The organism is Aeribacillus sp. FSL M8-0235 (genome assembly GCF_038000355.1).
GTDB lineage: Bacteria > Bacillota > Bacilli > Bacillales > Aeribacillaceae > Aeribacillus > Aeribacillus composti.
The window spans coordinates 206714-231359 of record NZ_JBBOBW010000001.1; the positions used below are offsets into that span (position 1 = coordinate 206714).

Genomic DNA, 24646 nt, shown 5'->3' on the forward strand with positions numbered 1-24646 from the left:
TAGGGCGCAAACGAGTCGTTTTTACCCATTATTTACCATCTTCTTATATGCTATTATTTTGATGTTCACTCTTCCTTTACTCATTAACGGGAAGGTGAAGTACGATCATTTTCGTTTCCGTCATTTCCTCAATAGCATAGCGAGGACCTTCGCGTCCAATTCCACTATTCTTCACGCCGCCGTATGGCCAGTGATCCAGTCTGAAATTCGAAGTTCCATTAATAACCACACCGCCGACTTCAAGTGAGTGAGCTACTTTGTAAGCTAAATCCATTTGATTCGTAAAAAGTCCTGCCTGAAGTCCAAAGGAAGAGTCATTTGTCTCTGCAATTGCTTCTTCAATTGTTTCATAAGGAATAATACTTACAACGGGTCCAAACACTTCCTGACAAACAACTTTGCTATGTTTAGGAGGATTTAATAGAACAGTTGGTTCTACGGTTGCTCCATGTCTTTTACCGCCGCATATTATGGTCGCCCCTAAATGGACTGCCTCATCAATCCATTCCATCACCCGTTTCGCTGCATTTGTATCTACTAAACACCCAACATCCGTATCAGGCAATAAAGGATCTCCAATTTTAAGCTTTAATACTTCTTCCTTTAAAAGCTCAATAAATTCCGGAACAACTGATTGATGCACATAGATTCTTTGTACGGAAATGCAGCTTTGTCCTGAATTACTGAATCCTGTTCTAGCACACATATTAGCGGCACGCTTTAAATCAGCATCCTCATGGACGATAGTAGAGGCATTTCCACCTAACTCAAGAAGTACTTTTTTCATGCCGGCTAATTCGCATATATTTCTGCTGGCAACTATTCCGCCGGTAAATGAAATGACATTGATGCGGTCATCTTTTACAATTTGCTGCCCAACTTCCACTCCGCCAAGAACCATATTAACAGCGTTTTCAGGAAGTCCTGCCTCCAACAACAGCTTTAAAAGTTCAGTGGCAACTAAAGTTGTTTGAGGGGCTGGCTTTAAAACCACACTATTACCTGCTGCAAAGGCAGGGCCAACTTTATGACAAACAAGGTTCAGTGGGGCATTAAACGGCGTAATGGCCGCTACAACACCAACTGGTACACGGAAGGTAGAAGCGATTGCTTTTGTTCCTCTCTCAGAGGCATCACCAGGTAATGTTTCTCCTATTAATCGTTTCGCTTCTTCACCTGACAACTCTAATGTTTCGATGGAACGTGATACTTCATCAAGCGTGTTTTTTAACGGTTTTCCTAGCTCAAGAGAAATAAGCTGAGCGAATCTTTTTTTCTCTTGTTCTAGTAACATGGCTGCTCGTTTTAAAATCTTAGCTCGTTCATAAGAAGGTATATTGGCAATGTGTTTTTTAGCTTTATAAGCAGATGCCAAAGCCCTTTCAACATCATCTTGCGTTGCTAGGATTTGTTCACCAATTACTTCTCCAGAGTAAGGGCTTTTGATAGAAACGGTTTCACGTTCCGAAGAAATCCATTTTCCATTAACATAAGGCTGTGCTCTTTTTACAGTCGTTTTAATCATTTTTTCACCAACTTTTTTGAATATTATTAGTAACCATTAAATATTTACATGTGGGGACATTCCTGAGATAGCCTTGTTAGAATACATGTTAAGATAAGTTCTAATACTTATTGATTTCTCTTTTTATGTAGCTATGACATCTATATATGAGGGAAATATGAGGGAAGATCAAATGCTTCCATTTCATGTTGAGCTGGTTCGTTGCTTCTATAGTAAATATGGAGAATATTAGGAGGACATTTTCCCATTCACTTCATATATAGAAGTCGCAAAACAAATACTTCCATTTTTTGAAGCATTTAAGCTACTTAGGAAGAAATAGAAATAATTATCGTGTTAGATCAATCTAATAAATCGATCTAATTAAAATGTTAAAGTAATATTACCAACCTCTTAGTTTAACCGTGGATTGGTTATAGTAAGAATAATACGTATATTATGAGGGCGGTAGCAGCTGAAGTCCACCTCCCTTACAAGAATAGCCAATTGAGCTTTTTTCTAAATGAGCTTAAGATAGCTAATTTGATCAATCTTATATAGAATGAATTAAATATTAGATCGATCTAATGTAATAAATCATGTGTCCTTTTTTACAGGTATCGGTGTTAAAAATATCTACATGGCTACGGAATAAAGATTTCCAACTACTTTTTCATCTTCTCGCTATTGACTTGAACGGGAACTACAAAAGATCTTTTTGAATTCCCTGCGAGAAGAAGCTATTCTTTTGTTTTCACCCCTATTCCTTACAAAATCATCATTCTAAATTGTTTCCATATACCAGAACCAAGGCCCATCTATTGGAAACGTTATCATTATCTTATAACAATCCTTTTAGATTCGCAATACCATTTATTAAAATATTCTAAAAATTTTTTCGGAACTTTACATCGTAGACGTTGTTAAAATAATTTGGTAATATTCATCAAAAAATTCTGCTGTTTATTTATTCGGGCATTTTGCACATTTTTCAACCCAAGAGCCATAAGGTTTTCTAAAGCATAAAAAAGGACTTCACCCCTTATTTGTAGAATTTTGAAGTGACCAAACCACAAAAATCCACAAGGAGGAAGTCACTTTGTATATTCTACAAGAAAGTCTATTTTCCTTTGAAGAATTGCAAATTTTAGAGTCAAAAGAGAAATTACCGATCTTTTTTAGTGCTCTAGATTTGCGTCCTTATGCTAAACAATTGAAAAGTTCTTCACCCCAAGGGGCTGAAGGACATTCCAAAGAAGGGATATTAAGGGCTCTTATCGCTGCCCCATTAGAAGGTATTGATACTTTTACTTCTCTTCACAATCGATTGAAAAATGACCTGCGTTTTCGTTACCAATGTGGTTTAGATATTAGCAGGCCTGCACCATCCATCTCTACTCTTAGCCGAGTATTTTCTTCACTAACCAAAACTGGACTCGTGAAAAGAATCTTTCAAGATCTCGTCCAGTTAGCTCAAGAGGAAGGAGTAATTGATGGAAAACATCAGGCTATCGACAGTGCCGCCATTGATGCTTACGAAAAGAAGCAGCCTAAGAAGCGAAGTGAACAAACAGGCAACGCCAATTGGGGGGCAAAGTTTGATTCCTTCGGTAATAAAATTACTTGGTTTGGCTATAAGATGCATCTTTCCGTTGACACCAAAAGTGAATTACCAATGGCGATTGAAGTAACCCCTGCTCATATCAACGATGGGGATGTCGCACCACAATTAATTGAACAAGTAAAGAGTTGTACAAACTCTAAAATTGATTTCCTGATAATGGATGGTGGGTACGACCAGCTTACTAGGGCGCTAAACGTTGTCAAATATTGAATTTTGAAAAAATTAAAAAAATATTATTGCGAAAGGTGAGTTAATTAAGTATACTGAATTCAAGTTCCGAATAATGTAACCGTATTCTTGCAAATGGAATCAAGTTACTGGATAACAAAGGAAGGTGATAAATTATGGAAAATTTTTCTACCGAAAATTAGATAGAAAAAGAAAAAGCTTGTTGTTTACATTAGTTCCAAGTAAAAGTTTTGAACGATACCCAAAAGAAACAGATTAATCACTTTATAAGATCTTCGTCTGAGCGATTCGTAGCTTTTAAATCAAAATCATTAAGAATTGAAGTAAAAAAATGAGATAGCTTTTCTGCATTATTTTCTGTGAACTTGAGTTTAAAAATAAACATATTATGTTGAATACTTCTTCAAAACATAATAGATAGTCGTAAAAATGCGGATTTTGGAATTTTATTAGATCGTTCTACTAGATCGTTATAGCCGGTCGTACTAATTTTATAAAGGCGATATTAAAGATTTATTTACTAATTAAGTTTTTCGCAAAATCCAAATCCAATTATCACTTTGCTAATAACAGCAACTGGATTAACCAACCATATTGCCTGTGAAGTTTTCGTGTCAGCTTTGACAGAGGCTTCGGTAAGGCAGCAACTGCACTAGGAAATATTCTTAGCTTAAAACTATACTTTAGATTATTTTTTTTAAACGGAAGCGTATTACATACGAATGCTTTGCAATAATTGAAAGCGCATACCTATGAATGATTTGGATAAATAATTTTGGTGAATGGAGGAAAAGTATGAAAAGACATCGTTGGTCAATCGTAATCTTAATTGCTATTGGTGTGGTCGTGAATTATTTTGATCGAATCAACATGTCAGTTGCAATGCCGTTATTGCAAAAGGAATTTAATTTGACGGCAGGTCAGATGGGAATTTTTTTATCTGCCTTTGCATGGTCGTACGCCATTCTTCAACTTCCTGTGGGACCTTTATTGGACAAAATAGGAGTTAAATGGGTAAATCGAATAGCTACAATTATATGGACAGTAGCTTGCCTTTTAACTGCAGTTGCTAATGGGTGGGGATTAATTATATTATCCAGAGTCTTATTGGGGGTTGGAGAGGCTCCATATTTCCCATCTGCGGCCAAGGCAGTCAGTCACTGGATTCCTCGAAATGAACGAGGGAGGGCTATAGCTACCTATGATTCGCAGTCTAAACTTTCCAATGCAATTGGTGCTCCTCTGATAGCCTTGATCATTACCGAATGGGGATGGCGTGGCGGCTTTTTGGCAACTGCCATTCTCAGTTTGGTCTATGCCATTGTGTTTTGGGTCTGGTACCGTGAACCTCATGAAGACAAACGTTTGACAAAAGAAGAATATAAATATATTACCGAAGGTGGTTCACAAAGTTCAGAAGAAACTTCAGGTAATGTAATGAAAAATTTACGTTACCTATTAACAAAACGAAAAGTTTGGGCAGTCATTATTGGATTTGCAGCCTATGGATATTCATGGTTTTTATTCTTAACCTGGCTTCCAGGATACCTTGCAACTGAGATGAACATGTCAATATTGAAATCCGGCTGGTACTCGGCGATTCCATGGATTGTTGGTACAATAGTAGAACTTGTCATTGGTGGCTGGCTCGTGGATCGTCTCATCAATAAAGGCTACAATAGAACGCGTGTGACCAAAATATTTTTAGTAACAGGAATGCTTTTCGGTTTATCAATCATTGGTGCTGCGTTTACCCACAGCCCAAATATTGCTGTATTTTGGATTTCAATGGCGCTTGGTGGTCTTGTAGTTACGTCGGCGGTTGCCTATAGCATCCCTACTTTTATTGCTCCTAAGGGAAGTGTAGGAACTTTGACAGGACTTCTGACCTTTGGAAACAATTCAATGGCAATTGTTGCGCCAATTGCCACGGGATTTATCGTTCAGGCCACAGGCTCTTTTATGTACGCATTTCTGTTAGCAGCAGCTATTTTAATGGTTGGGATTTTGAGCTATACTTTCCTGCTTACAGATCTAGAACCAATTGAAGCTGCAGCCTCGGAATCATCTCAGCATGGAATAATAACACGAAAAATTAAAGCGTGAATCGCCAGAGGCAATTTTATCAGTGTACTCGTGGTAGACCAAGGTAGCAACCAGGAATTACGGTTCTAATGCAAAAAGAAATTTTCGGGAATATAGAAGCTGGTTGAATCACTTTCTTCTCTATCATGAAGCTATTTACGAATAGTTTATGTGTAAATTCTAATTGATTTTGGATAGACTTCACCTGTTGGTGAAGTTGTCCTTTTTTTATTATATGCATAGCTCCAATTCCTGTAAGAATCTTCTTGTCAGATTTTCGACTGCCTATTTGGTTCTCACAGTTGCCATCCATACAGCTCGCATCTTCCACTCCTTCTGCTGAGAGATCCTGGAATTTTGGTGCAGAGAATTCCTCTTGCCATACTACATTAAGTGCGTTTACAAATGTTTCAGTTGCCTGGGCACCTGAGATCGCATATTTTTGGTTGATGACAAAATACGGTACCCCCACGAATGCCATATTGCTGCGAGATTGCTTCCTCAATGCGTACATCATTTGCATAAGCGTTTTTATCCTCAAGAACTTTTACTACTTCTTGTCGTTTTATTCCTACTGCTTCTGCGATATCTGCAAGTGTTTCATGGTCGCCCAAGTGCTTTGATTCTGTGAAGTACGCATAAAGCAGTTTCTCTGATCTCAGCTTCTTTTCCATGGCTCAAGTTTGACAGAGTACACTAAAGAAAAGCCCGAAAATACTGGTGTTTTGGACTTTACCCACAACACGTACCACTACACTTGTTAGTGGCACGTGTTTTTTTCTAATACTCTAGGAGGCGCTTGTGTGACAAGTGCTTCAAATGCTAGATTTGCTTGACCTTGTAATTCTGTACGAACGATTTGCTCTTCACCATTCACGCGTATTTTCGAGGCCTTCACCTGGCTTACATCATGCAAAATATCCTTTACACTTGTTTGGCATCCTATTTCTTTTAGCTTATAGGCCAAAAAGGATTCCATGACAAGCGCAAGGAAACAAACCATGATATGGCCTCGAATACGAGATTCCACTCGATGGTACATCGGGCGAAGTTCTAGATTCGACTTCAGGTTACGAAAGGCTTGTTCCACTCTCCACAACTCTTTATAGGCAAGTGCTGCCTCTTCATCCGTTAATGACGAGTTGGTCCGAATGGCGTACTTTCCGTCAAACTTTTCGTCATTGGATACCTTCTCTTCATCAATTTTGGCCGATGCTTTTTCTATCGTTAAAAACTTGGAATACGCACGGTTTTTGACGAGTCCAGATGGACCGAGTTCATCAAGCTTCGATTGAAGGTTTTCTAACACGACTTGACGACTCGCTCGATCACGTTCTTCAGCGTCCGGATTGTAACAGAGTACATACGTTTCGCCATCGATTTTCTTTGACTTCACTTTTAGATTCGGGAGAACCTTCTTATATGGCCCACGGATGGATAATAGCTCTTGGGCTTTCTTCGACTTTCGTAATTTGACACCCACAATATATTCCATGCCCAGTTCACGAATTTGATCTAAGTTGGCTTCACTAACCATTCCGCGGTCTCCCACTAGAATAACTTTCTGAATAGGATAGCGCTTCTTCAGATCTCCAACCACCATGCCAAATGTCTTCGTATCATGCATGTTTCCAGGGAAGACTTGATGCCCAATCGGAATCCCTGTTTTGGTCATTAATAAGCCAATCACGACTTGTTTTCGATCTCCACGATGATCTTTGGAGTAACCATAGTGAGCCAGCAGTTCGTCTGCTTCCTCTCCTTCGAAATAGGTGCTTGTCGTGTCGTAAAACACGATATCTACTTCTAATGAGGTTAAATCGGTTAAATGTCCATAAAGTTGTTCCTCAATTTTTTCTTTTTGTTCACTTAAGAAGTCTAATGCACGATAGTAGTGATGGAGTTGAATGTCTGAAAGACCTTCTGCATAAATCGTGTCGATCCATTGTTTGAAGATATCATGCTTACTATTGGGATCCATGAGACGGTTTAACACCATGGCAAAAATGGCTTCGTCATACCGAGAAGCAGCCTCGGAATCATCCATGATTTTACGTAATAGCCGACCAAGCCCTAACTTTTCCCATACCTTTCGGAACAGATAAACCGGCCCAAACTCTTTTGTCCAAAGCACGGAGACAGAAGAGGAAGAGCCTTGCCCGTGAATTCGGTCAAAGTAACGCTCTGAAAATTTGGCTAATCCCTCGATTATGTTATCGACAGAGCCATTCTCTAATAAATGTTCTAACCTCCCTAGATTACAAAGCGTTTGTTGCCGAACTTTATTGTCTACACGAAATGTACGACATATTTGTAGATATTGACGAACAGAACCATTTTTATTTTTTTGCTTATTAATTCGAATATACATAGCACTAATAGTATAACATATATTACATATTATTGGATATACAAAAGTTATCCACATAACACTACATAATGATTATATTTTCGATAAAAAAAGTGGATAACTATTGGTATAATCACCTTTTGTTATCCACATGTAGTGAAATGGTGTCAAACTTGAGTTAGAGTTTGGACAATGGAATCGAGTATTTGGGGATAATCGCTTAACAGCAGCCTTGGTCGATCGTCTTGTCCATCACGCCCATATTATTGCATTCACAGGAGAAAGTTATCGTTTAAGAAACGCCCTTTCTTCTGTAAAAAAATCAGCTTCCAAATAATAGAAAATGAGCTTGCAAGCCTCTGTATTTTTTACTGCAATTCTCTGTATTTTTTGCTTGCAAAAAACAGGGCATTTGAGCAGTTTAGAAATCGTGGGGAAAAGTTGTATATTTGATGATATAAACTTTCATGAGAAATGGGCAGAGCAAAAGTAGAGAGAAGTACCGAAGCAAAGGAAGTCTTTCAGCAAATGTTTGGTAAATGTTGCAATGAACCATTATTGCAAAAAGACCGTACAGGAGACTTAAAATTTAGCCGCATTGTGTGAAGAAAACAGCCCTCTATTCTAAATTTCCATCAGAGGTACTTTATTTATCTTGCATTATACAAAATTATTGACGTTACCGAGTCAGTATCATTACAATAAAAAGGTTAACTTTTCCATTTGTCCTGCCTGACATATTTATTTTTTAAAAACTGTTCCTTATAAACAAAAAATTATTTTCAAAATAAGTTAGGAGGCTATATAAATGGAAATATATTTGAAATACTTTTTAATGGGGTTAACGATTGCTTTACCGATAGGAACCATCACAATTGAAATGACTAAACAAGGGATTAAACATGGTTTTTTACATGGTTGGGCGGTGGGGTTAGGCGGGATGACAGTTGATTTTCTTTTAATTATTGCCATTTATTTAGGGTTGGCTCCCCTATTATCGGCCCCTTTAATACAAATTCCATTATGGCTGCTAGGCGCTGTTTTTTTATTTTATTTAGCCTATGATTCGATAAAAAATGCAAATCACGATATGACAATGATTGGCGAACCAACTTATAAATCGATTGGAAAAACATATCGAAATGGTATACTTGTTGCAATCTCGCCAAGTAATTTAATTTTTTGGATATCAATTTTTGGTGTAGTGCTGACAGATTCATTTTCTCAAGCGAATACAGCTGATTTTTTTATTACTGCATTAGGAATCTTATCAGGAATATTGGTACATGACATTATACTTCTTACTATCATTTCGGTTACACGAAAAGCAATGAATAAAAAAGCAATAATGACTGTTTCGATTATTGCCGGAATTTTGTTGTTTGGTTTCGGTTGTACTTTTCTCTATAAATTTCTCATAACATTACAAGCGAACTATCCGTTTTGGTAGGTGCAAATAAATAATGACATTAGTGTAACAGGTTCGAATTGGATCGAAATTGAAAAAACTGCATCTTCCATTTTAGTCCTTCCTTCTATCACGGAACGATATTTTGATTTGAAAAATACGCTTTCCTCGTGGTAATGAAACGGTGAATCATAAAGGAATTTCAGTTTCATTCGATAAAACATCATTAACACTTGAATCTAAAAAATCGGTGATACGGCAGTAGCTCTATTTCCCATTAGCTCAAGGAAGAGCAATAGAAACACAGGAGAATCTCCTGAAGCGATGAAAGGATCAAGTTGAGAAAGAGTCATAAGTGTTTAACTCTTTGAGTCTCATACATTGCTTCCGGCAAAACAAACTTTAATACGATTCGCCAAGTATTTTTGGAGAAGTGCATTTTCTCCCTTAAAAAACACGTATTGATTATTCGGCTTGTTGCGTTTTGCTTGTGCAACATTAAAAAAACACGTATTGGTTATTGACAAAACAAAAATCCAAGCTATATAATATCTAGTAATCAACTAGGAATACTATGTTTCGGTTGCATAATTTTCGGAAATACATTCAGACGTTCCGTTCCCTTTGAAATGGAATATCTCATTCATGTCGAACAGCGAATTTGCAAAGCTATCTGGATTTATTTGTTTATCAATTGGGCGATTCTTTAACCTTAGAGCATACCAGCACAAGAAGCAAAATAATCACTGATTGGAAATCTGAGCATATCTTGCATGGATACATGATAAAGTCCAATCGCAAGCTGATGAAGTGATGACAATCATTTGTCCACCAGACCACTGGAGACTTCCTTTCATTTTTAAGGGAGTCTCCTTTTTTATTTTAAGCACCTCAAGACATATTTAATCGTCCATATTCAAGGAGGAATTATAAATGGAAATCTTTTGGTTTATTCCCACAAATGGCGACTTTCGTCAATTAAATCATCAAGAAGGTTCACGTCCTGCAACCTATAACTATTGCAGACAAATTGCACAGGCTGTCGATGATTTAGGCTATAGCGGCGTGTTAATTCCGACAGGAAAAACATGTGAAGAAGGCTTTATTGTCGCTTCAACGCTTGCACCCGTAACAAAAAATTTAAAGTATCTTGTAGCGGTGCGGCCAGGATTAATGTCACCGAGCTTTGCAGCACGCATGTCGGCGACATTGGATCGATTTTCTGACGGTCGGTTATTAATTAATGTGGTGGCTGGCGGAGATCCGGTCGAGCTTGCAGGAGAAGGTGTGTTTTTAGATCACGATGAACGATATGAGTTAACAGATGAATTTTTAACCATTTGGCGTCAATTATTTACAGAAGAAGAAGTTGATTTAGAAGGAGACTATTTACGAATTCGAGGTGGGCAATTGCCATACCCGACAGTTCAAAAACCATATCCGCCGCTATATTTTGGAGGATCTTCACCTGCTGCGATGAAGGTGGCGGCAAAGCATATCGATGTCTATTTAACATGGGGAGAACCACCGGCACAAGTGGAGAAAAAAATCAATAAAATGCGGGCGTACGCTGCTGCCCAAGGAAGAACAGTGAAATTCGGCATCCGGCTGCACGTCATTGTCCGTCCAACAGAAGAGGAAGCATGGGAAGCTGCCAATAAGCTCATTGAACATGTGGATGAGGAAACTATTGCGCAGGCGTTGAAAGTATTTAAGCGGATGGATTCGGAAGGCCAGCGCTTAATGACGAGTTTGCATGAAGGTGATCGTACAAGATTAGAAGTGAGTCCAAATCTTTGGGCCGGTGTTGGATTGGTACGGACCGGTGCAGGTACGGCGCTAGTAGGAGATCCTGATACGGTTGCTGCCCGTATGAAAGAATACGCTGATTTAGGCATTGAGACCTTTATTCTTTCAGGCTATCCGCATTTAGAAGAAGCCTATAGAACAGCGGAATTATTATTCCCGAAACTTCCAATTGATAAAAAGGATACTTCTCATCAGAAGACATTCCTTAGCCCATTCGGAGGAGATATCAAATCGGCTGTTGCGAAATAACAGGTTCATTAAACAATTTGAGGTGACAACAAGAGGATTGTGAAGATGCTTGATTTTAATTGGTGATAACCATCATGTCTCTTATAGGATGATGCAGAAAGATTTTCATCTGTCACATAGAGGACAGCGGCTCTTTTTGGTTAAAACCAAAGTAAATAAATATGTTTAATTTGAAATAAGACAGTATGAAAGCGGGCAGCTCATCAGCAAGGAAAGGTTTGGCTTTACAGAAAACAGCAGCTCCAAAGTGGATCAATTAGTGAAAATTACGGGATTTAGTATGAGTTGACCAGACGACTGGAGACTTCCTTCATTTTATGGAAGTCTCTTTTCATTTTTTTATGGGAATTTCAGTTTAAAAAAGTAAAAAACGATTTTAAATGATGAAAAGGGGATGGATAAAATGGCATTCAATCATTCTGAAAAATTAATCAATCAAATATATGATGTAAGTTTTAAAGCAGATGTTCTTGTTATAGGCGGTGGGCCTGCCGGTGCTTGGGCTGCATTATCAGCCAAAAAGAACGGGGCAACGGTTATCTTGGTGGATAAAGGTTATTGCGGCACAAGCGGGGCGACGGCTCCTTCAGGCAATGGAGTATGGTATATACCGCCTGATAAAGAGAAAAGAGAAGAAGCGATGAGAAGCCGTGAAGCCTTAGGTGGGTTTCTTTCTGAACGGAAATGGATGAAAAGGGTACTACAACAAACATATGAAAGTGTCAATCAGCTTGCTGAGTTGTTTTTGCAAGCAAAAAATACAGATAATTGCAGTAAAATTTACAGAGGCTTGCAAGCTCATTTTCTATTATTTGGAATCTGATTTCTTCACAGAAGAAAGGGCGTTTCTTAAACGATAACTTTCTCCTGTGAAGGCGATAATATGGGCGTCATATACGGACGGAATTCTTGGAAAATTATTTCCCCATCGTTGGTAAAACAGATAAATCGGTCCCATTCTTTCTTCATCACTAAGGACTGCTTGATCCGGACTTTATGAATCACAAACTTTTCCCCATCGACCTTAATCTCACCGTATTTATTTACTTTGACTGTATCGATTGAAAAGATTGGAAGATCTTTTAATGGCAACACTTTTAGCTTCTTTTGATCGTCTTGCCATAATTCTTCGATGCTGACACCTTTTTCATAATGCAGGCGTTTCCGATCTTCGATCATCTTCTTTTTCAGCCACTCAGCTAGTTGTTTGAAGTCCTCCATGATAGGAGCCGTGACAAAAAAGTGATTCCGTACATAACTGACTTTTCTTTCTACGTTTCCTTTTTCATGTTCACTGGCCGGATTACACGGTTGAACTTTAAACCCATAATGCGCTTGGAACCGTAGAAAGGCATCCGTATACTCCCATTGGTCTCCTTTTCCTACCGTCACAATGGCGGCAGCTAGATTATCCATTCTCAAATACGTTGGAATTCCTCCTGCTTGGTGAAACAGTTGTTTTAGTCCTTCTAAAAAACACTCTGTATTTTCAAAGGAAGAGGATAAGCAAACGCTGCATTGCTGTATGAAAAGCTTAAAATCAACGTTTTCACGTCTTTATAAGCCCCGTCTTTCACAGTGGTCATGTTCCCAAAATCACCCTGTGCCTCACCCGGAGGGTACTCTAGACAGTTCGATACGAACCTTCGAACCCATATTCCTCTTTCAATTGCTCAAAAATCGCTAGATTTGTTCTCCGATCTTTTCGATTTAGTTTCATGTCCTCCTCTAACCAACAATCCACTATTTCTCCATACCCTTTTTCATACATTATTCCACGTTTTTTCTTCACAACTTCTTGTTCAGATAAATCACCATCCGCATATTTTTTCACGGTTCTCCAATTATGTCCTGTTTTTCTTGCAATTTCATTTATGGACAAGTCTTCGTTTTCTCTTAAATGTTTGATATAATTAACTGCAGGCATTGCTAGCATCCTTTCTTTCCCTCCACCTGTTTAAGTCTGTACACAACCTAAACATGTAGAGGGGATATTGGGAACTGGCAAACCTTTTTTTATGCAATCAAGTTCTGCATTTTTTTGTTGCAGAACTCTGTATTTTTATTTTGCAATAAACAAATGGGAAAGAATTAATACGACTACATTGATTTCAACCAATTGACCATCCTTTGTTTCAAAAGGAATACTCTCTTTCCAATCTAATTGTGCTTGTTTTCCTATCGGTGTTTCAAATCGTGCAGTACCTTTTGGAGAAGGAAATCGTTTGTCCTCCTCAAAGAGCTTTAAACTCTGGCTTTTCCGCATATATGCCCGGAAAGTGGATGCTGTGCAATCCAATCCATGATTATCTTTTAAGTACTGCCATAGTACACGGCGATAATAAAATTACTGCTTGGAATCCTCCGAAAGGAGGGCTGCGATCGTTTCATAATACTCATCAATTTTCGAAGTCTTCTTTCGTGTCCGTTTAGGAACGAACCCTTTTAAATACTTATCTATGGTTCTCCGATCTACACCCAGATCTCTTGCTAATTGACTTTTATTTATTTTCATCTTCAAATGCTCCATTAGTTGTTTGAATTTTGGTAAATCTTCAAGACTCTTAATCTCTAAATCTGTTTCGCCATTTGTTGACATATACATACGAGCCCTATGGTGGGTTCAGGCCATCGCCGCAGATCAATCAACAACCTCGCCACTACTTGCCTGTTATACGGCGCTCAATGGAAAAAAGATATGATTGACGAAGATATCGTGCGTATGGCAGCCGAAGAAATAGGGTACTAACACAGCAGGGGCCGATCGGCCTCTGCTGTGTTCCATCCCACTCTATCCTCATTCTAGTTGATCATCCAAAATAATATGCAAACGTTCGGATATAATCTGCAAAATCTGGAATAATTCGCATTATTTCCGAATCCGTCCGAAATAATTGGAAAAAGGGATTCTGAAATAATGTGCTAATTTACACTCGGGGCTCAAAAAGTCAGTTAATCCTAACTTTTTGGACAGTCTCCTGAAAAATTGCTGTTTTATATTCAACATGATTCTGTTTGTCTGGATTGCCAGCCATCTTACATCTTTCATCTGTTCGCTACGTGATAGAGAACTTTGCAGTAATAAATTTATCTCTTTATTAAGACAAAGGGTTTTTTGGCAATTTTTCCACCTTCACTGTTGAATAAATTGCTTTAACATCCTCTTTTCTTACTTCTGGATACCAGTTTAAACAATTGGCTGCTGAATAAGAAATTGCTAATTTCAGTGATTCCTCATACGGAATATTTTGATCAATGCAATTAGTCAAGACACCTAAAAAAAAGTCACCAGATGCAACTGGATTTTTCGCTTCTATTTCTTTTGTTTTTAAATAAAAAAATTCATTTTCCATTTTGGCAATAACACCTTTTTTTCCTAAAGTAATAATAAAAAACGGTATGTTAGTTTGACCTGATAATAATTGATGGTAGTCTTGGATAGTGTTGAGTTTTTTTTTCGGAAATAGATCCATAATTTCTTCGTCATTGATTTTTATCATATATGGTTTTTCTTTATATGCTTCTACTAAAGGTTTTCCGCTTGTATCAACAAAAATTTTGACATTTCTCTTTTTTAACTTTTTTGAAATCTCTGCAATATAATTGTCAGGCATACCTTTCATCAATGAACCGGAAAATACAATAATGTCATTATCCTTAACGTTTGCTGCAATATTTTGGCTAAATGTCTTCAAAATGTCATTTGTTAAGCTTAAACCTTTTTCATAAATGGGATAGATTACTTTTTTCTCCGTATCTACAACAATATTACAGACTCTTGTATTTTGCATAACTTCTGTAATGACAAGATTTACTTTGCGTTTTTTGGCTAAATCAGATAGATATTTACCATTATGTCCGCCGATTATCGTATGAATGCAAACCTCGGCCATTGGATTTTCCTGTTTTATAGCATATGCCACATTGAAGCTCTTTCCACCAGGGAATTCCTTCACCTCAAATGGTCTGTTTGGGGTGGAAGGAGAAAAGTTTTTGACTAATAGTGTTCGGTCTATAGCCGGATTGGGACAAATTAAATGGATCATGGAATACACTCTCCTTATATCAGTATATTAGCAATTGCAAAGAAAAATAGCAATATATTAAGGCTAAATGCAAATAAAATATTGGTTTTTTAATCAAAAAAGCAAAAAAATGCAAAGAAAAGTATTGCGATTATGACTAAATTGGCTTATAATATAGAAAACGGTTACAGGAAAGCAGGTGATAAATTGCTAAATGCAGCAGAAAGAAAAGAAAAAATAATTGAAATTCTTAAAGAAAAGAAAGCAGTAAAGATTTTGAGCTTAAGCAAAATGTTGAAAGTAACTAGGGAAACAATTCGAAAAGATCTATACGAATTGGAAAAAGAAGGATTAATCAAAAAAATTCATGGCGGAGCTGTTTTGGATTTGCCTAATCAAGAATCAGATTATGAAAGAAGGAAAACAAAAAATTTAGAAGCCAAGAGAGCCATTGCAAAAGAGGCAGCTAAACATGTTGAAGACGGCGATATTATCTATCTCGATTATGGTACAACAACGTACCTCTTGGCGGAGGAATTATTAAAATTAAAAAATATCACCGTTGTCACGAATACAATTCCAATCGTTAATTTATTGTTGCGGAGTGATTCAGTTAATTTAGTGATTTTGGGGGGGATGGTAAGAAAAAATGAAGATTCCCTTTATGGACCATTTGCCTCAAACAATATAAAAAACATATATGTTGATATTGGTTTTTTTGGCTGCGGAGGTATTGACAGCTTTAGCGGTATTACGAATCACCATATTGGAGAAACTGAAATTTCCAAAGAAATGATGTCACACTGCCAAAATAAAATTATTCTTGCAGACCATAGTAAATTCGGAACAACCGCTTTTAACCAGACTGCTACATTTTCCGATGTAGATATTATTATCACTGATAAAGATATTGATGAAGAAATTAAATCGGAAATATTAAAGCATAATGTTGAGGTAGTGATTGCAAAAGGAGCATCCGGGGGTGAGGAAAACGATGATTGATTCCAAGTATATTATAAAAGATTTAGATGTTAGCAACCAAAAAGAACTATTTGAAACGATAGGACAGGCTCTTATGGAGGATAAAATTGTAAAGGATGGTTTTATTGAAGCACTCTTAAAGAGAGAAAAAGAATATCCCACTGGTTTACCAGTGAACCCTGGAGTAGCCATACCTCATACAGATGGAACTCTAGTTAATGAAGATCGATTAGTTTTTGCAACTTTAAAAAATCCGGTAACATTTGCTGAAATGGGGGGAAGCGATGAGAATATCATTGACATCCACATCGTCATTTTGATGGCTATTAAAGACGGAAAAAAACATTTGGAAACCTTGCGGCAGCTTATCGATTCGATCAAAAAAGAAGAATTTATCAAAGGGTTGTTTAATAGCAAAAATTCCGATGAGATGGAAACGATCATTAAAAAATTTTTATAAATAAATGGATGGAGGTAATTTATATGAAAAAGAAAATAATTGTTGCTTGCGGTGGAGCTGTAGCAACTTCTACTGTGGCTGCCGAAAAAATTAGAGAATTATTAAAAAAGGAAAATATAGATGCAGAAATTATACAATGCAGAATGAATGAGCTTGAATCTAAAAAAGATGGAGCCGATTTAATCGTTACTACTGCAAGAGTAACGAAAGATTTCGGCGTCCCAGTTGTTCATGGAGTGGCGTTTATTTCAGGAGTAAACGTTCAAAAAACAGAACAGCAAATTTTAGATATTCTTAAATAAATGCTTGCCAAATGGGGGATTTGACATGGCTGTTATCCAATATATTGTTGATTTAGGTGCTAGCGTCATGCTGCCGATCATTATTTTTATAATTGGTTTGCTGTTAAAGCAAGGTGTCGGTAAATCATTACGCTCTGGTTTAACAATTGGAATCGGATTTGTCGGAATTGGGCTAGTCGTTGATTTGCTTAATAAAAACTTGGGACCTGCAGCTCAAGCAATGGCAGACAATTTCAATTTGGGGCTGTCAGTTGTTGATTTAGGATGGCCGGGAACATCGCCTATGGCATGGGCTTCTGCTATGGGATTAATTGCGATCCCGATTGCCATAGCTGTTAACATCGTGATGCTTCTTTTACGGATGACAAAAGTTGTTAACGTAGATATTTGGAATATTTGGCATATGGCTTTTACAGGGGCGATTGTATATGTGGCAACCGACAATTTCACTTTCGGCATTATTGGTATTATTGTCCATGCTATTATTGCCTATAAATTGGGGGATATGTTTGGTCAAGTCACAGATAATTATTTCGGCTTGGAAGGAATTGCAATACCGCACGGAACGTCAGCATATATGGGAGTTATTGCATCGCCAATTGATGATTTAATCGAGAAGATACCGGGAATAAACAAAATTAAAATTGACGGTGAAAAAATAGAACAAAAATTAGGTGTTTTTGGTGAACCAACCATCATTGGTGCCATACTTGGATTTGTTATTGGATTATTAGCAAAGTATCCTGTCGGCCAAGCGCTGCAATTAGCTGTACAAATGGCCAGTGTCATGGTGCTTATGCCAATGGTTGTAAAATTAATTATGCAAGGCTTATTACCTATCTCAGATGCTGCCAAACAAATGCTTGACAAAAAATTTAGCGGCGGCAACTACAAAATCGGCTTGGATCCTGCTTTGCTGCTGGGAGATTCCCAAGTCATATCAGCTAGTTTGCTATTTGTTCCGTTGACGGTTTTAATTGCTGCTATTGTTCCCGGAAACCAAGTGTTACCTTTCGGTGATCTCGCAACGATCGGTTTCTTTGTGGCGATGGCGGTAGCAATTCACAAAGGAAACCTCTTTAGAACACTTATTTCCGGCTCCATTATTATGTTTATTACGATTTGGATTGCAAACCAAATGATATCGTTGCAAACCGCTTTAGGGCAAAGTGTAAATTTGGTGGATGTCGGAGAACGTGTTTCATCTCTAGACCAATCAGGAAGTCCCATTACCTATTTGCTAGCCAAAGGGTTTAGCCTGGAAATGGGAATAGGATTCTTTATCATCTTTCTCATTTATGCGTTCTGTTTCGGGTACACATTTATGAAATATAAGAAGAAAACCATCTATTCAGATGAGAATAGTAATTAAATAAGCACCCAAGATACTTTTAGGAGTGGTCAAATTGAAAGCGCTAAGTGTAGTAGATGTCAAAACTTTTAGTCTGGAAGAAATGGAGAAACCACGTGCTGGATTAGGAAACGTCGTTATTAAAGTGGCTTATTGCGGTATTTGCGGATCAGATCTTCCGAGATATTTTAATGGCGCAGTTCATTCATTTCCACAAATATTGGGGCATGAATTTTCCGGTATTGTGGAGGAAGTGGGTGAAAACGTAACATCTGTAAGTCGTGGAGACCGCGTAGCGGTTGCTCCTCTTGTACCTTGCGGAAAATGTGAATTTTGTCAAAAAGGGGAGCCTGCGATGTGTACCCATTACAGTTTTATTGGCTCAAGACAGAGCGGTGCAATGGCAGAATATGTTGAGGTGCCGGCTAGGAATTGTATAAAAATCCCAAACCATCTTTCATTAAAAGAGGCTGCGCTGGTTGAGCCATTGACAGTTGCTATCCATGGAGTAGATCGAGTCAATCTTCATTCAGGAGCCAAAGTTTTAATTTTAGGGGCCGGTACAATCGGATTGCTTACATTGCTTACGCTCCGTGCCAAAGGTGCAGGAGAGATTATTGTAGTGGATTTAAATCCGCATAAGATCAGCATAGCAAAGCAAATCGGGGCAGATGTAGTGATTAATCCGAAGGAACAAACTTTAAAAGATTATTTTTCTACTCATGACCTGCCTGAAATCGTTTATGAAACAGCAGGTAGTGCGTTGACTCAAGTTCAAGCTGTTGAATTTGTTAAAAAAAGAGGGAAAGTCGTCTATATTGGCACATGTACCAAAGACATCCTCTTTCCGCCAAAAGTGTTTGAGAAAATTCTCCGCGGTGAATTAGAAATAACAGGTTCATGGATGTCTTACAGCAGCCCGTTTCCTGGTTATGAGTGGGAAAGTGGGATAAGATATATGGCTGAAAAAGAAATAAATGTACAGCCATTAATCACCGGAGAATTCAAATTAGAAGATAAAGAACAGCCTTTCCAAAAAATGATAGAAAAGGATTCAAAACATATAAAACTTCTCTATAACATGAATGAGAATTAAACAGGAGGTACTCATGCTTACATTAAGTCGCTCTAAAATTGAGGCACTCGAACGTTTATCCAATGGAAATCATATTATTGGCGCATTAGCCATAGATCAACGGGGTTCTTTGAAAAAAATGATTGCTTCACATGGAAACACATCAGCTGGCGATGAAGATATAATTAAGTTTAAAGAAATCGTTTCTGCGGAGTTAACCCCTTTCTCTACATCGATATTACTCGATCCTGAATACGGGTTGCCAGCATCCCGAAAAAGGAATGAACATGCAGGTTTAATTCTTGCCTATGAAAAAACTGGATATGATGCCTCTCAACCTGGTCGCCTGCCAGATTTACTTGATAAGTGGTCCGTCAAACGCTTAAAGGAACAGGGAGCCGATGCCGTAAAATTTTTGCTTTATTATGACGTAGATGAAGATGCGGAAATTAATGAGTACAAACATGTCTACATTGAACGGATTGGTTCTGAATGCATGGCGGAAGATATTCCTTTTTTTCTTGAAATCGTAACTTATGATGCTGCTATCCAAGATGAAAAAGGAATAGAGTATGCCAAGGTGAAACCTTACAAAGTCATTGAAGCAATGAAGGAATTTTCAAAATCACAATATCATGTGGATGTCCTTAAAGTAGAAGTTCCGGTAAATATGAATTTCGTAGAAGGATTTTCCGAAGGAGAAACTGTGTATTCACGTGAAGAAGCGCTGCGTTTCTTCAAAGAACAAAGCGAAGTAACCCCATTACCTTTTATTTTCTTAAGCGCAGGCGTTTCTGCGAAGTTGTTTCAGGAAACGTTAAAATTTGCTAAAGAAGCTGGCTCTACATTTAACGGTGTGTTATGCGGACGGGCAACTTGGAAAAGTGGTGTAAAAGTATTTGCAAATGAAGGAGAAAAAAAAGGAAGAGAATGGATGAGAACAGAAGGTAGAAGAAACATTGAGGAGCTCAATCAAGTCCTTCAAACGACAGCGAGTTCTTGGAAAGAAAAAGTTGCAGCCAAATTGTGAATCTTTCTGGACAGCCTCTCTGTTGAAAAAATTCGATTCTATCTTTAATCATTTTATTTTGTTATAAATAGTGTATCATTTTCGAAAAAGAGCGGACCGAAAAGTGGTATTTACGTCCCAAAATCTAAAAGTAGGCTCCAAGAATGTTGTTGCTACAGCATTCTTAGAGCTTTAATTTTGGTGTATTTTACCTTAAAATGGTCTTTTTAGATAGCCCCTACTAATCTTAATATGTTTAACTATTGATAAGGGGTTGGCGATAGCGAACAACTTATAAGCATTTGAAAATACTATATTCGATAGCGAACCGCTGTCCAAAACGATCAAGTCTCTTTCACTTCAGCTTCGTTTTGTCTTTTATTCAAGTTGGCAGCGTAATATGCAATGACTAAAATGGCAACCCAAAGCGGACCGACTATTAAGGCGATTCTTGTGTCTGGATAGTAGCCGAGCAGAATTGCGACAAATATGAGAAACGCCCCTGCAATGAAAGTGGATAACGGGTATAGCGGGGTTTTAAATTTGATATTTTTTTGTTGTTCAGGTGTAATCGATTTTCGGAATCGCCATTGTGCTAATAAAATAATAAACCAAGTCAATAAAGCGCCAAATGTTGAGATAGATGCAATCCAAGTAAATACTTTAGCCGGTACTAAATAGTTGAGCAGAACTCCGAATAATAAAACGGCTGATGTAACCATAACCCCTCTAAAAGGAACGCCTTTTTTGTTTAATGTGCCAAATGCCTTCGGAGCTTGTCCATTATGGGAAAGGTTGTATAACATACGTCCCGAACTGAAAATTCCTGTATTACAGGAGGAAAGGGCAGCGGTTAAAACGACAAAGTTGATAATGCCTGCTGCGGCCGGGATACCGATTTTGTCAAAGGTTAAAACGAAGGGGCTTCCACTTGTCCCGATTTCATTCCACGGATAAATGGACAAAATGACAAACAACGCACCCACATAAAAAATTAATATACGAAGTAAAGTAGAATTAATGGCTCTAGGCAGCGTTTTTTCCGGATCTTTTGCTTCACCGGCTGTTACGCCGATCATTTCGATTCCTAGAAAGGCAAACATAACCATTTGAAATGACATTAAGACACCTTCAAGACCGTTAGGAAGAAAGCCGCCGTGCTCCCACAAATTGCTGATTCCTGTAGGAACTCCGTTATTGCCGAATCCGAACAAAATCATGGCTAAGCCAATAATAATCATAAAGATAATCGCAATAATTTTGATTAGGGCAAACCAGAATTCCAACTCACCGTAAGCACTGACTTGAAGAAAGTTAAAGCTCATCATGATGATTAATGCTGCCAGAATCCAAATCCATCGCGGAACCTCCGGAAACCAAAATTCCATATAGATTCCAACGGCTGTCAGCTCGGTCATACAAGTAATGACCCATACAAACCAATAATTCCACCCTGTAATATATCCTGCCAGATTACCAAGATAATCATTGGCGTATTGGCTGAATGAACCGGCAACGGGATGATGGACAGCCATTTCTCCTAACGCTCTTAAAATGAAAAATAAAATGATTCCGCAGAAAAGGTAGGATAACATTATACCGGGACCTGCCAGCTTGATTGAGCTTGAAGATCCTAAAAATAGCCCGACTCCGATTGCAGAACCTAATGCAATCAGTGTAATATGTCTTTCTTTTAAACCTCTTTGCAGCTGATTTTCCATGATCGTTCCTCCTTAAGTTTATAAATGAAATCCCTTTCAATGATCTGTTGCGAAGGTCATCATATGTCAGATTTCATGATCGAAAAATTTAAGTTATTATTCCCCGCAACTCCTCTTGATAATCAAATTGTGACGCTTACATTTAGATTTGAATAAATTTTATCATACTATATTTCAATTTCTTTTTGTATAAAACGACAAATTTAGACGTTCAATTTGTTGAATGATACAAAGGAAAAATGTTCAAATCATTTTCCTTACTTCCGTTATTATGAATCAAATAAACCTATAGATAAACTATTTAATTCAAGTTTTCCTGCACTACTGGTTACAAACATGTAAGGCAAAATCGCGAATAAATACTCCGAGAAATCAGCCAATTTCTATTACAACCGGCTGGGAAATTGACAGATGTAATGAAGGCACGGTTTGTTTAAGAACAGAAAAAATAACAAAGTTCAAGTATTACAAGCAAGGCACAGTTGAAAAAGTGTAAAAAATATAAGTGAAACCTTGCTTCAAAAATTAATGTAACAAGTCAAACTGAATTTATTTGTGAAAATGTGCACAAAAAAACGAGACAAGCACCTCAATTTTTGATAATACAAAAATAGCGGCAAGTCTAGACTTCAACCGCTTGCCATCCATCGAGAAAAATGCCAAAGATTCATGGACAAGGTGTTATATAGAGTACAAGCCATATTTTTAAAATGTTTCGCTATTGGTTGATGAGCATCACGATTTTGCTGTGACTATGAGAAAAGTGAAACAAAACCTTTTATTGTCTATTTATTGCTTCTTGACTTTCGTTTACTCGATTAGAGTAGCAGTATCCTGCCTCTTATGCGATAAATAGTGCAGTAGCTATAAAATAAACATGCTGCAATATTCAATATATTACCATAAATTTTGTTCAGAGTGGTGTTTATATTTGGAAGACAGGAAATTCGTGGCAGTTCCCTTTCAAGATTAGAAAATTGAAACTGCATTTCACAAATATTGATTTAGGTAAAAATTGGTGCAAAAGGAGAGGCAAAATTAAAGTTGTGTTGATCACACACGTAAAATATGAACAGCTGATCCAATTAATTAAAAATTCGAATTAAAAGATGTTAATACAATCTCTAAAAGGTTTTGCAAGGTTTGTGAATTTCATCCATCTAAAATTTTTTGCTTACTTGAATAGGCTGATAAGCTATAGATATTTAAGAGATGTTCCCTCTCCCGCATGATGTGGCCTTTTTACCGCTGTGAAGAAAAACAGAAACCCCATTGATTCTGAAACACGGTCCTCGACAGTTTTTCAAATAACAATTAGCACGAAAAAAGTTATTGGATCTGACAAAAAGAAAAAATACCGAAAAATTTGAAATCGAAAGAGGAAAGGAGTCACTTATCAAAAGAAAAGAAAGCTATTTTATGAATTCAATCATTCATGATTTTCTTGAAAAAACTTGTTGCTTCATTTTTATAGAGTTAAAAGTTCAACAAATTTGTTAAAAGCTAATGTTTTGGCAAGTGACTTACGAGTGATAAACACAGTATCTACGTTTACGTAGTCCTTATCAATGGGATATGTGTATAGACTTTTTGTTAATTTTGACATAGACTCGGGAATCAAAGAAATTCCAACTCCTGCACGAACACAATTTAAAATAGCTTGTGCGGCGTCTACCTCTATGACATTTTGAATCGTTATATGATAGTCGTTCATGATTCTGGTAAACACTTCTCGATAGTAACACCCTTCTTTAAATACAACTAAAGTGCATTCCTTGTTTTTAAGAGGATTGTCAGGAGTATTGGTGATAAGTACCAGTCTTTCTTTAAAAATAACGTTTTCGATAAGATCCGGATGATTAACAGGTCCAGCAACAAATGCACCCTCTATATCATGATGTAAGACCTTATCTATTAATTCTTTTGTGGTACCGGTTTGCAATTTAATTTTTACATTAGGATAATTAGCTGAATATTGTTTTAATATGTGGGGAAGACGTACATAGGAGGTTGTTTCCATGGAGCCTATGTTTAATTCTCCATCGGGGATTGCCAGTTTATTCATTGCTTTTTCAGCTTCGCGACACAAATTTAAAATCAAATTAGCATAGTTAAGAAAGACTTTGCCGTTCGGTGTGAGAATAACCTCTTTTTTGGTTCTTATAAATAATGGAAAACCTAAACAGCTTTCTAATTTATTTAGTCTAGCCGTAACATTGGGCTGTACATATCCAAGCTCTTTTGCAGCCTTCGTAATCCCCTTATTTTTTGCTATTGTTGCAATGATTCTTAAATCTTGTAGCTCAAACATTATTTCTCCCCCATCACTCAAATTGATTCATAACAACAATTATCATTTTTTTCTATTTTACACCATCAAAATGGGGTCATAAACTATTTATAGAAGACAATTTGCGAAATATTAAAAAAATAAATTTTCATCTTTATACAAGTCAATTTCAGATGAATGTAGAAGCAGCTTGAATGAACAACATGATTTCAGT

Annotated in this window: 15 protein-coding genes and 7 pseudogenes; 13 read left to right on the forward strand and 9 right to left on the reverse strand. The window is 37.3% G+C overall.

The window, feature by feature from the left end; genetic code table 11:
• Positions 1-76: 76 nt before the first annotated feature.
• Entirely contained in the window at positions 77-1525 is a 1449-nt protein-coding gene (locus NSQ71_RS01165) for an aldehyde dehydrogenase family protein (RefSeq protein WP_340732432.1), read from the reverse strand.
• 1078 nt (positions 1526-2603) lie between these two features.
• On the opposite strand from NSQ71_RS01165, the pseudogene NSQ71_RS01170 reads away from it, so the two are divergent.
• Together NSQ71_RS01170 and NSQ71_RS01175 are read left to right on the forward strand one after the other, a co-directional pair.
• Positions 2604-3308 (forward strand): annotated as a pseudogene (locus NSQ71_RS01170) (transposase); the annotation flags it as partial.
• 804 nt (positions 3309-4112) lie between these two features.
• Positions 4113-5423 (forward strand): MFS transporter, encoded by a 1311-nt coding sequence (locus tag NSQ71_RS01175; protein ID WP_340732435.1) that lies wholly within the window; start codon positions 4113-4115, stop codon positions 5421-5423.
• Positions 5424-5700: 277 nt separating this feature from the next.
• Here NSQ71_RS01175 and NSQ71_RS01180 read toward each other — a convergent pair.
• Together NSQ71_RS01180 and NSQ71_RS01185 are read right to left on the reverse strand one after the other, a co-directional pair.
• A pseudogene (locus NSQ71_RS01180) lies at positions 5701-6073 on the reverse strand (DsbA family protein); the annotation flags it as partial.
• An 89-nt stretch (positions 6074-6162) separates the two neighbouring features.
• Positions 6163-7773: an IS1634 family transposase gene (locus NSQ71_RS01185; RefSeq protein ID WP_340732437.1), complete on the reverse strand. Its 1611-nt coding sequence runs from the start codon at positions 7771-7773 to the stop codon at positions 6163-6165.
• Between the two features lie 145 nt (positions 7774-7918).
• On the opposite strand from NSQ71_RS01185, the pseudogene NSQ71_RS01190 reads away from it, so the two are divergent.
• From NSQ71_RS01190 to NSQ71_RS01205, 4 genes and pseudogenes are all read left to right on the forward strand, one after another.
• A pseudogene (locus NSQ71_RS01190) lies at positions 7919-8089 on the forward strand (ATP-binding protein); the annotation flags it as partial.
• 471 nt (positions 8090-8560) lie between these two features.
• Positions 8561-9202 carry a LysE family transporter gene (locus NSQ71_RS01195; protein ID WP_063386475.1) on the forward strand — a complete coding sequence of 214 codons (642 nt, stop codon included), beginning with the start codon at positions 8561-8563 and terminating at the stop codon, positions 9200-9202.
• An 891-nt stretch (positions 9203-10093) separates the two neighbouring features.
• Positions 10094-11218: an FMNH2-dependent alkanesulfonate monooxygenase gene (ssuD, locus tag NSQ71_RS01200; RefSeq protein WP_063386476.1), complete on the forward strand. Its 1125-nt coding sequence runs from the start codon at positions 10094-10096 to the stop codon at positions 11216-11218.
• 403 nt (positions 11219-11621) lie between these two features.
• Positions 11622-12041: an FAD-dependent oxidoreductase gene (locus NSQ71_RS01205; RefSeq protein WP_082829569.1), complete on the forward strand. Its 420-nt coding sequence runs from the start codon at positions 11622-11624 to the stop codon at positions 12039-12041.
• On the opposite strand, the pseudogene NSQ71_RS18435 reads toward NSQ71_RS01205, so the two are convergent.
• The 3 pseudogenes from NSQ71_RS18435 to NSQ71_RS01215 all read right to left on the reverse strand — a co-directional run.
• Positions 12027-12116, reverse strand: a pseudogene (locus NSQ71_RS18435) (ATP-binding protein); the annotation flags it as partial. The gene NSQ71_RS01205 and the pseudogene NSQ71_RS18435 sit on opposite strands and share 15 nt — an antisense overlap.
• Positions 12110-13154: pseudogene (locus NSQ71_RS01210) on the reverse strand (IS21/IS408/IS1162 family transposase); the annotation flags it as partial. The pseudogenes NSQ71_RS18435 and NSQ71_RS01210, both read right to left, overlap by 7 nt.
• Positions 13155-13298: 144 nt before the next feature.
• Positions 13299-13823 (reverse strand): annotated as a pseudogene (locus tag NSQ71_RS01215) (IS21 family transposase); the annotation flags it as partial.
• 33 nt (positions 13824-13856) lie between these two features.
• Between NSQ71_RS01215 and NSQ71_RS01220 the strand changes: the two are divergent.
• Positions 13857-13967: pseudogene (locus NSQ71_RS01220) on the forward strand (AAA family ATPase); the annotation flags it as partial.
• Between the two features lie 349 nt (positions 13968-14316).
• Here the strand turns inward: NSQ71_RS01220 and NSQ71_RS01225 are convergent.
• The gene (locus NSQ71_RS01225; protein WP_340732442.1) at positions 14317-15264 is read right to left on the reverse strand and encodes a 1-phosphofructokinase family hexose kinase; all 948 of its coding nucleotides are present in this window, start codon (positions 15262-15264) and stop codon (positions 14317-14319) included.
• A gap of 132 nt (positions 15265-15396) precedes the next feature.
• Between NSQ71_RS01225 and NSQ71_RS01230 the strand changes: the two genes are divergently transcribed.
• From NSQ71_RS01230 to lacD, 6 genes are read left to right on the forward strand one after another with little or no spacing between them, the layout of a single operon-like run.
• Complete coding sequence (locus tag NSQ71_RS01230; RefSeq protein WP_339198356.1) at positions 15397-16245, forward strand: DeoR/GlpR family DNA-binding transcription regulator; 849 nt, start codon at positions 15397-15399, stop codon at positions 16243-16245.
• The gene (locus tag NSQ71_RS01235) at positions 16226-16684 is read left to right on the forward strand and encodes a PTS sugar transporter subunit IIA (RefSeq protein WP_199757324.1); all 459 of its coding nucleotides are present in this window, start codon (positions 16226-16228) and stop codon (positions 16682-16684) included. Before NSQ71_RS01230 ends, NSQ71_RS01235 begins: the two co-directional genes overlap by 20 nt.
• 23 nt (positions 16685-16707) lie before the next feature.
• Positions 16708-16986 (forward strand): PTS galactitol transporter subunit IIB, encoded by a 279-nt coding sequence (gene gatB / locus NSQ71_RS01240; protein ID WP_066250377.1) that lies wholly within the window; start codon positions 16708-16710, stop codon positions 16984-16986.
• Between the two features lie 25 nt (positions 16987-17011).
• On the forward strand, positions 17012-18358 hold the full coding sequence (locus NSQ71_RS01245) for a PTS galactitol transporter subunit IIC (protein ID WP_340732452.1): 1347 nt from the start codon (positions 17012-17014) through the stop codon (positions 18356-18358).
• 34 nt (positions 18359-18392) lie between these two features.
• Entirely contained in the window at positions 18393-19433 is a 1041-nt protein-coding gene (locus tag NSQ71_RS01250; protein WP_066250383.1) for a galactitol-1-phosphate 5-dehydrogenase, read from the forward strand.
• A 13-nt stretch (positions 19434-19446) separates the two neighbouring features.
• Entirely contained in the window at positions 19447-20442 is a 996-nt protein-coding gene (lacD, locus tag NSQ71_RS01255) for a tagatose-bisphosphate aldolase (protein WP_066250387.1), read from the forward strand.
• Between the two features lie 323 nt (positions 20443-20765).
• On the opposite strand, the gene NSQ71_RS01260 is transcribed toward lacD, so the two are convergent.
• Positions 20766-22142: an amino acid permease gene (locus tag NSQ71_RS01260; RefSeq protein ID WP_327856024.1), complete on the reverse strand. Its 1377-nt coding sequence runs from the start codon at positions 22140-22142 to the stop codon at positions 20766-20768.
• A gap of 1468 nt (positions 22143-23610) precedes the next feature.
• The gene (locus NSQ71_RS01265; protein WP_340732459.1) at positions 23611-24453 is read right to left on the reverse strand and encodes a LysR family transcriptional regulator; all 843 of its coding nucleotides are present in this window, start codon (positions 24451-24453) and stop codon (positions 23611-23613) included.
• Positions 24454-24646: the final 193 nt, after the last annotated feature.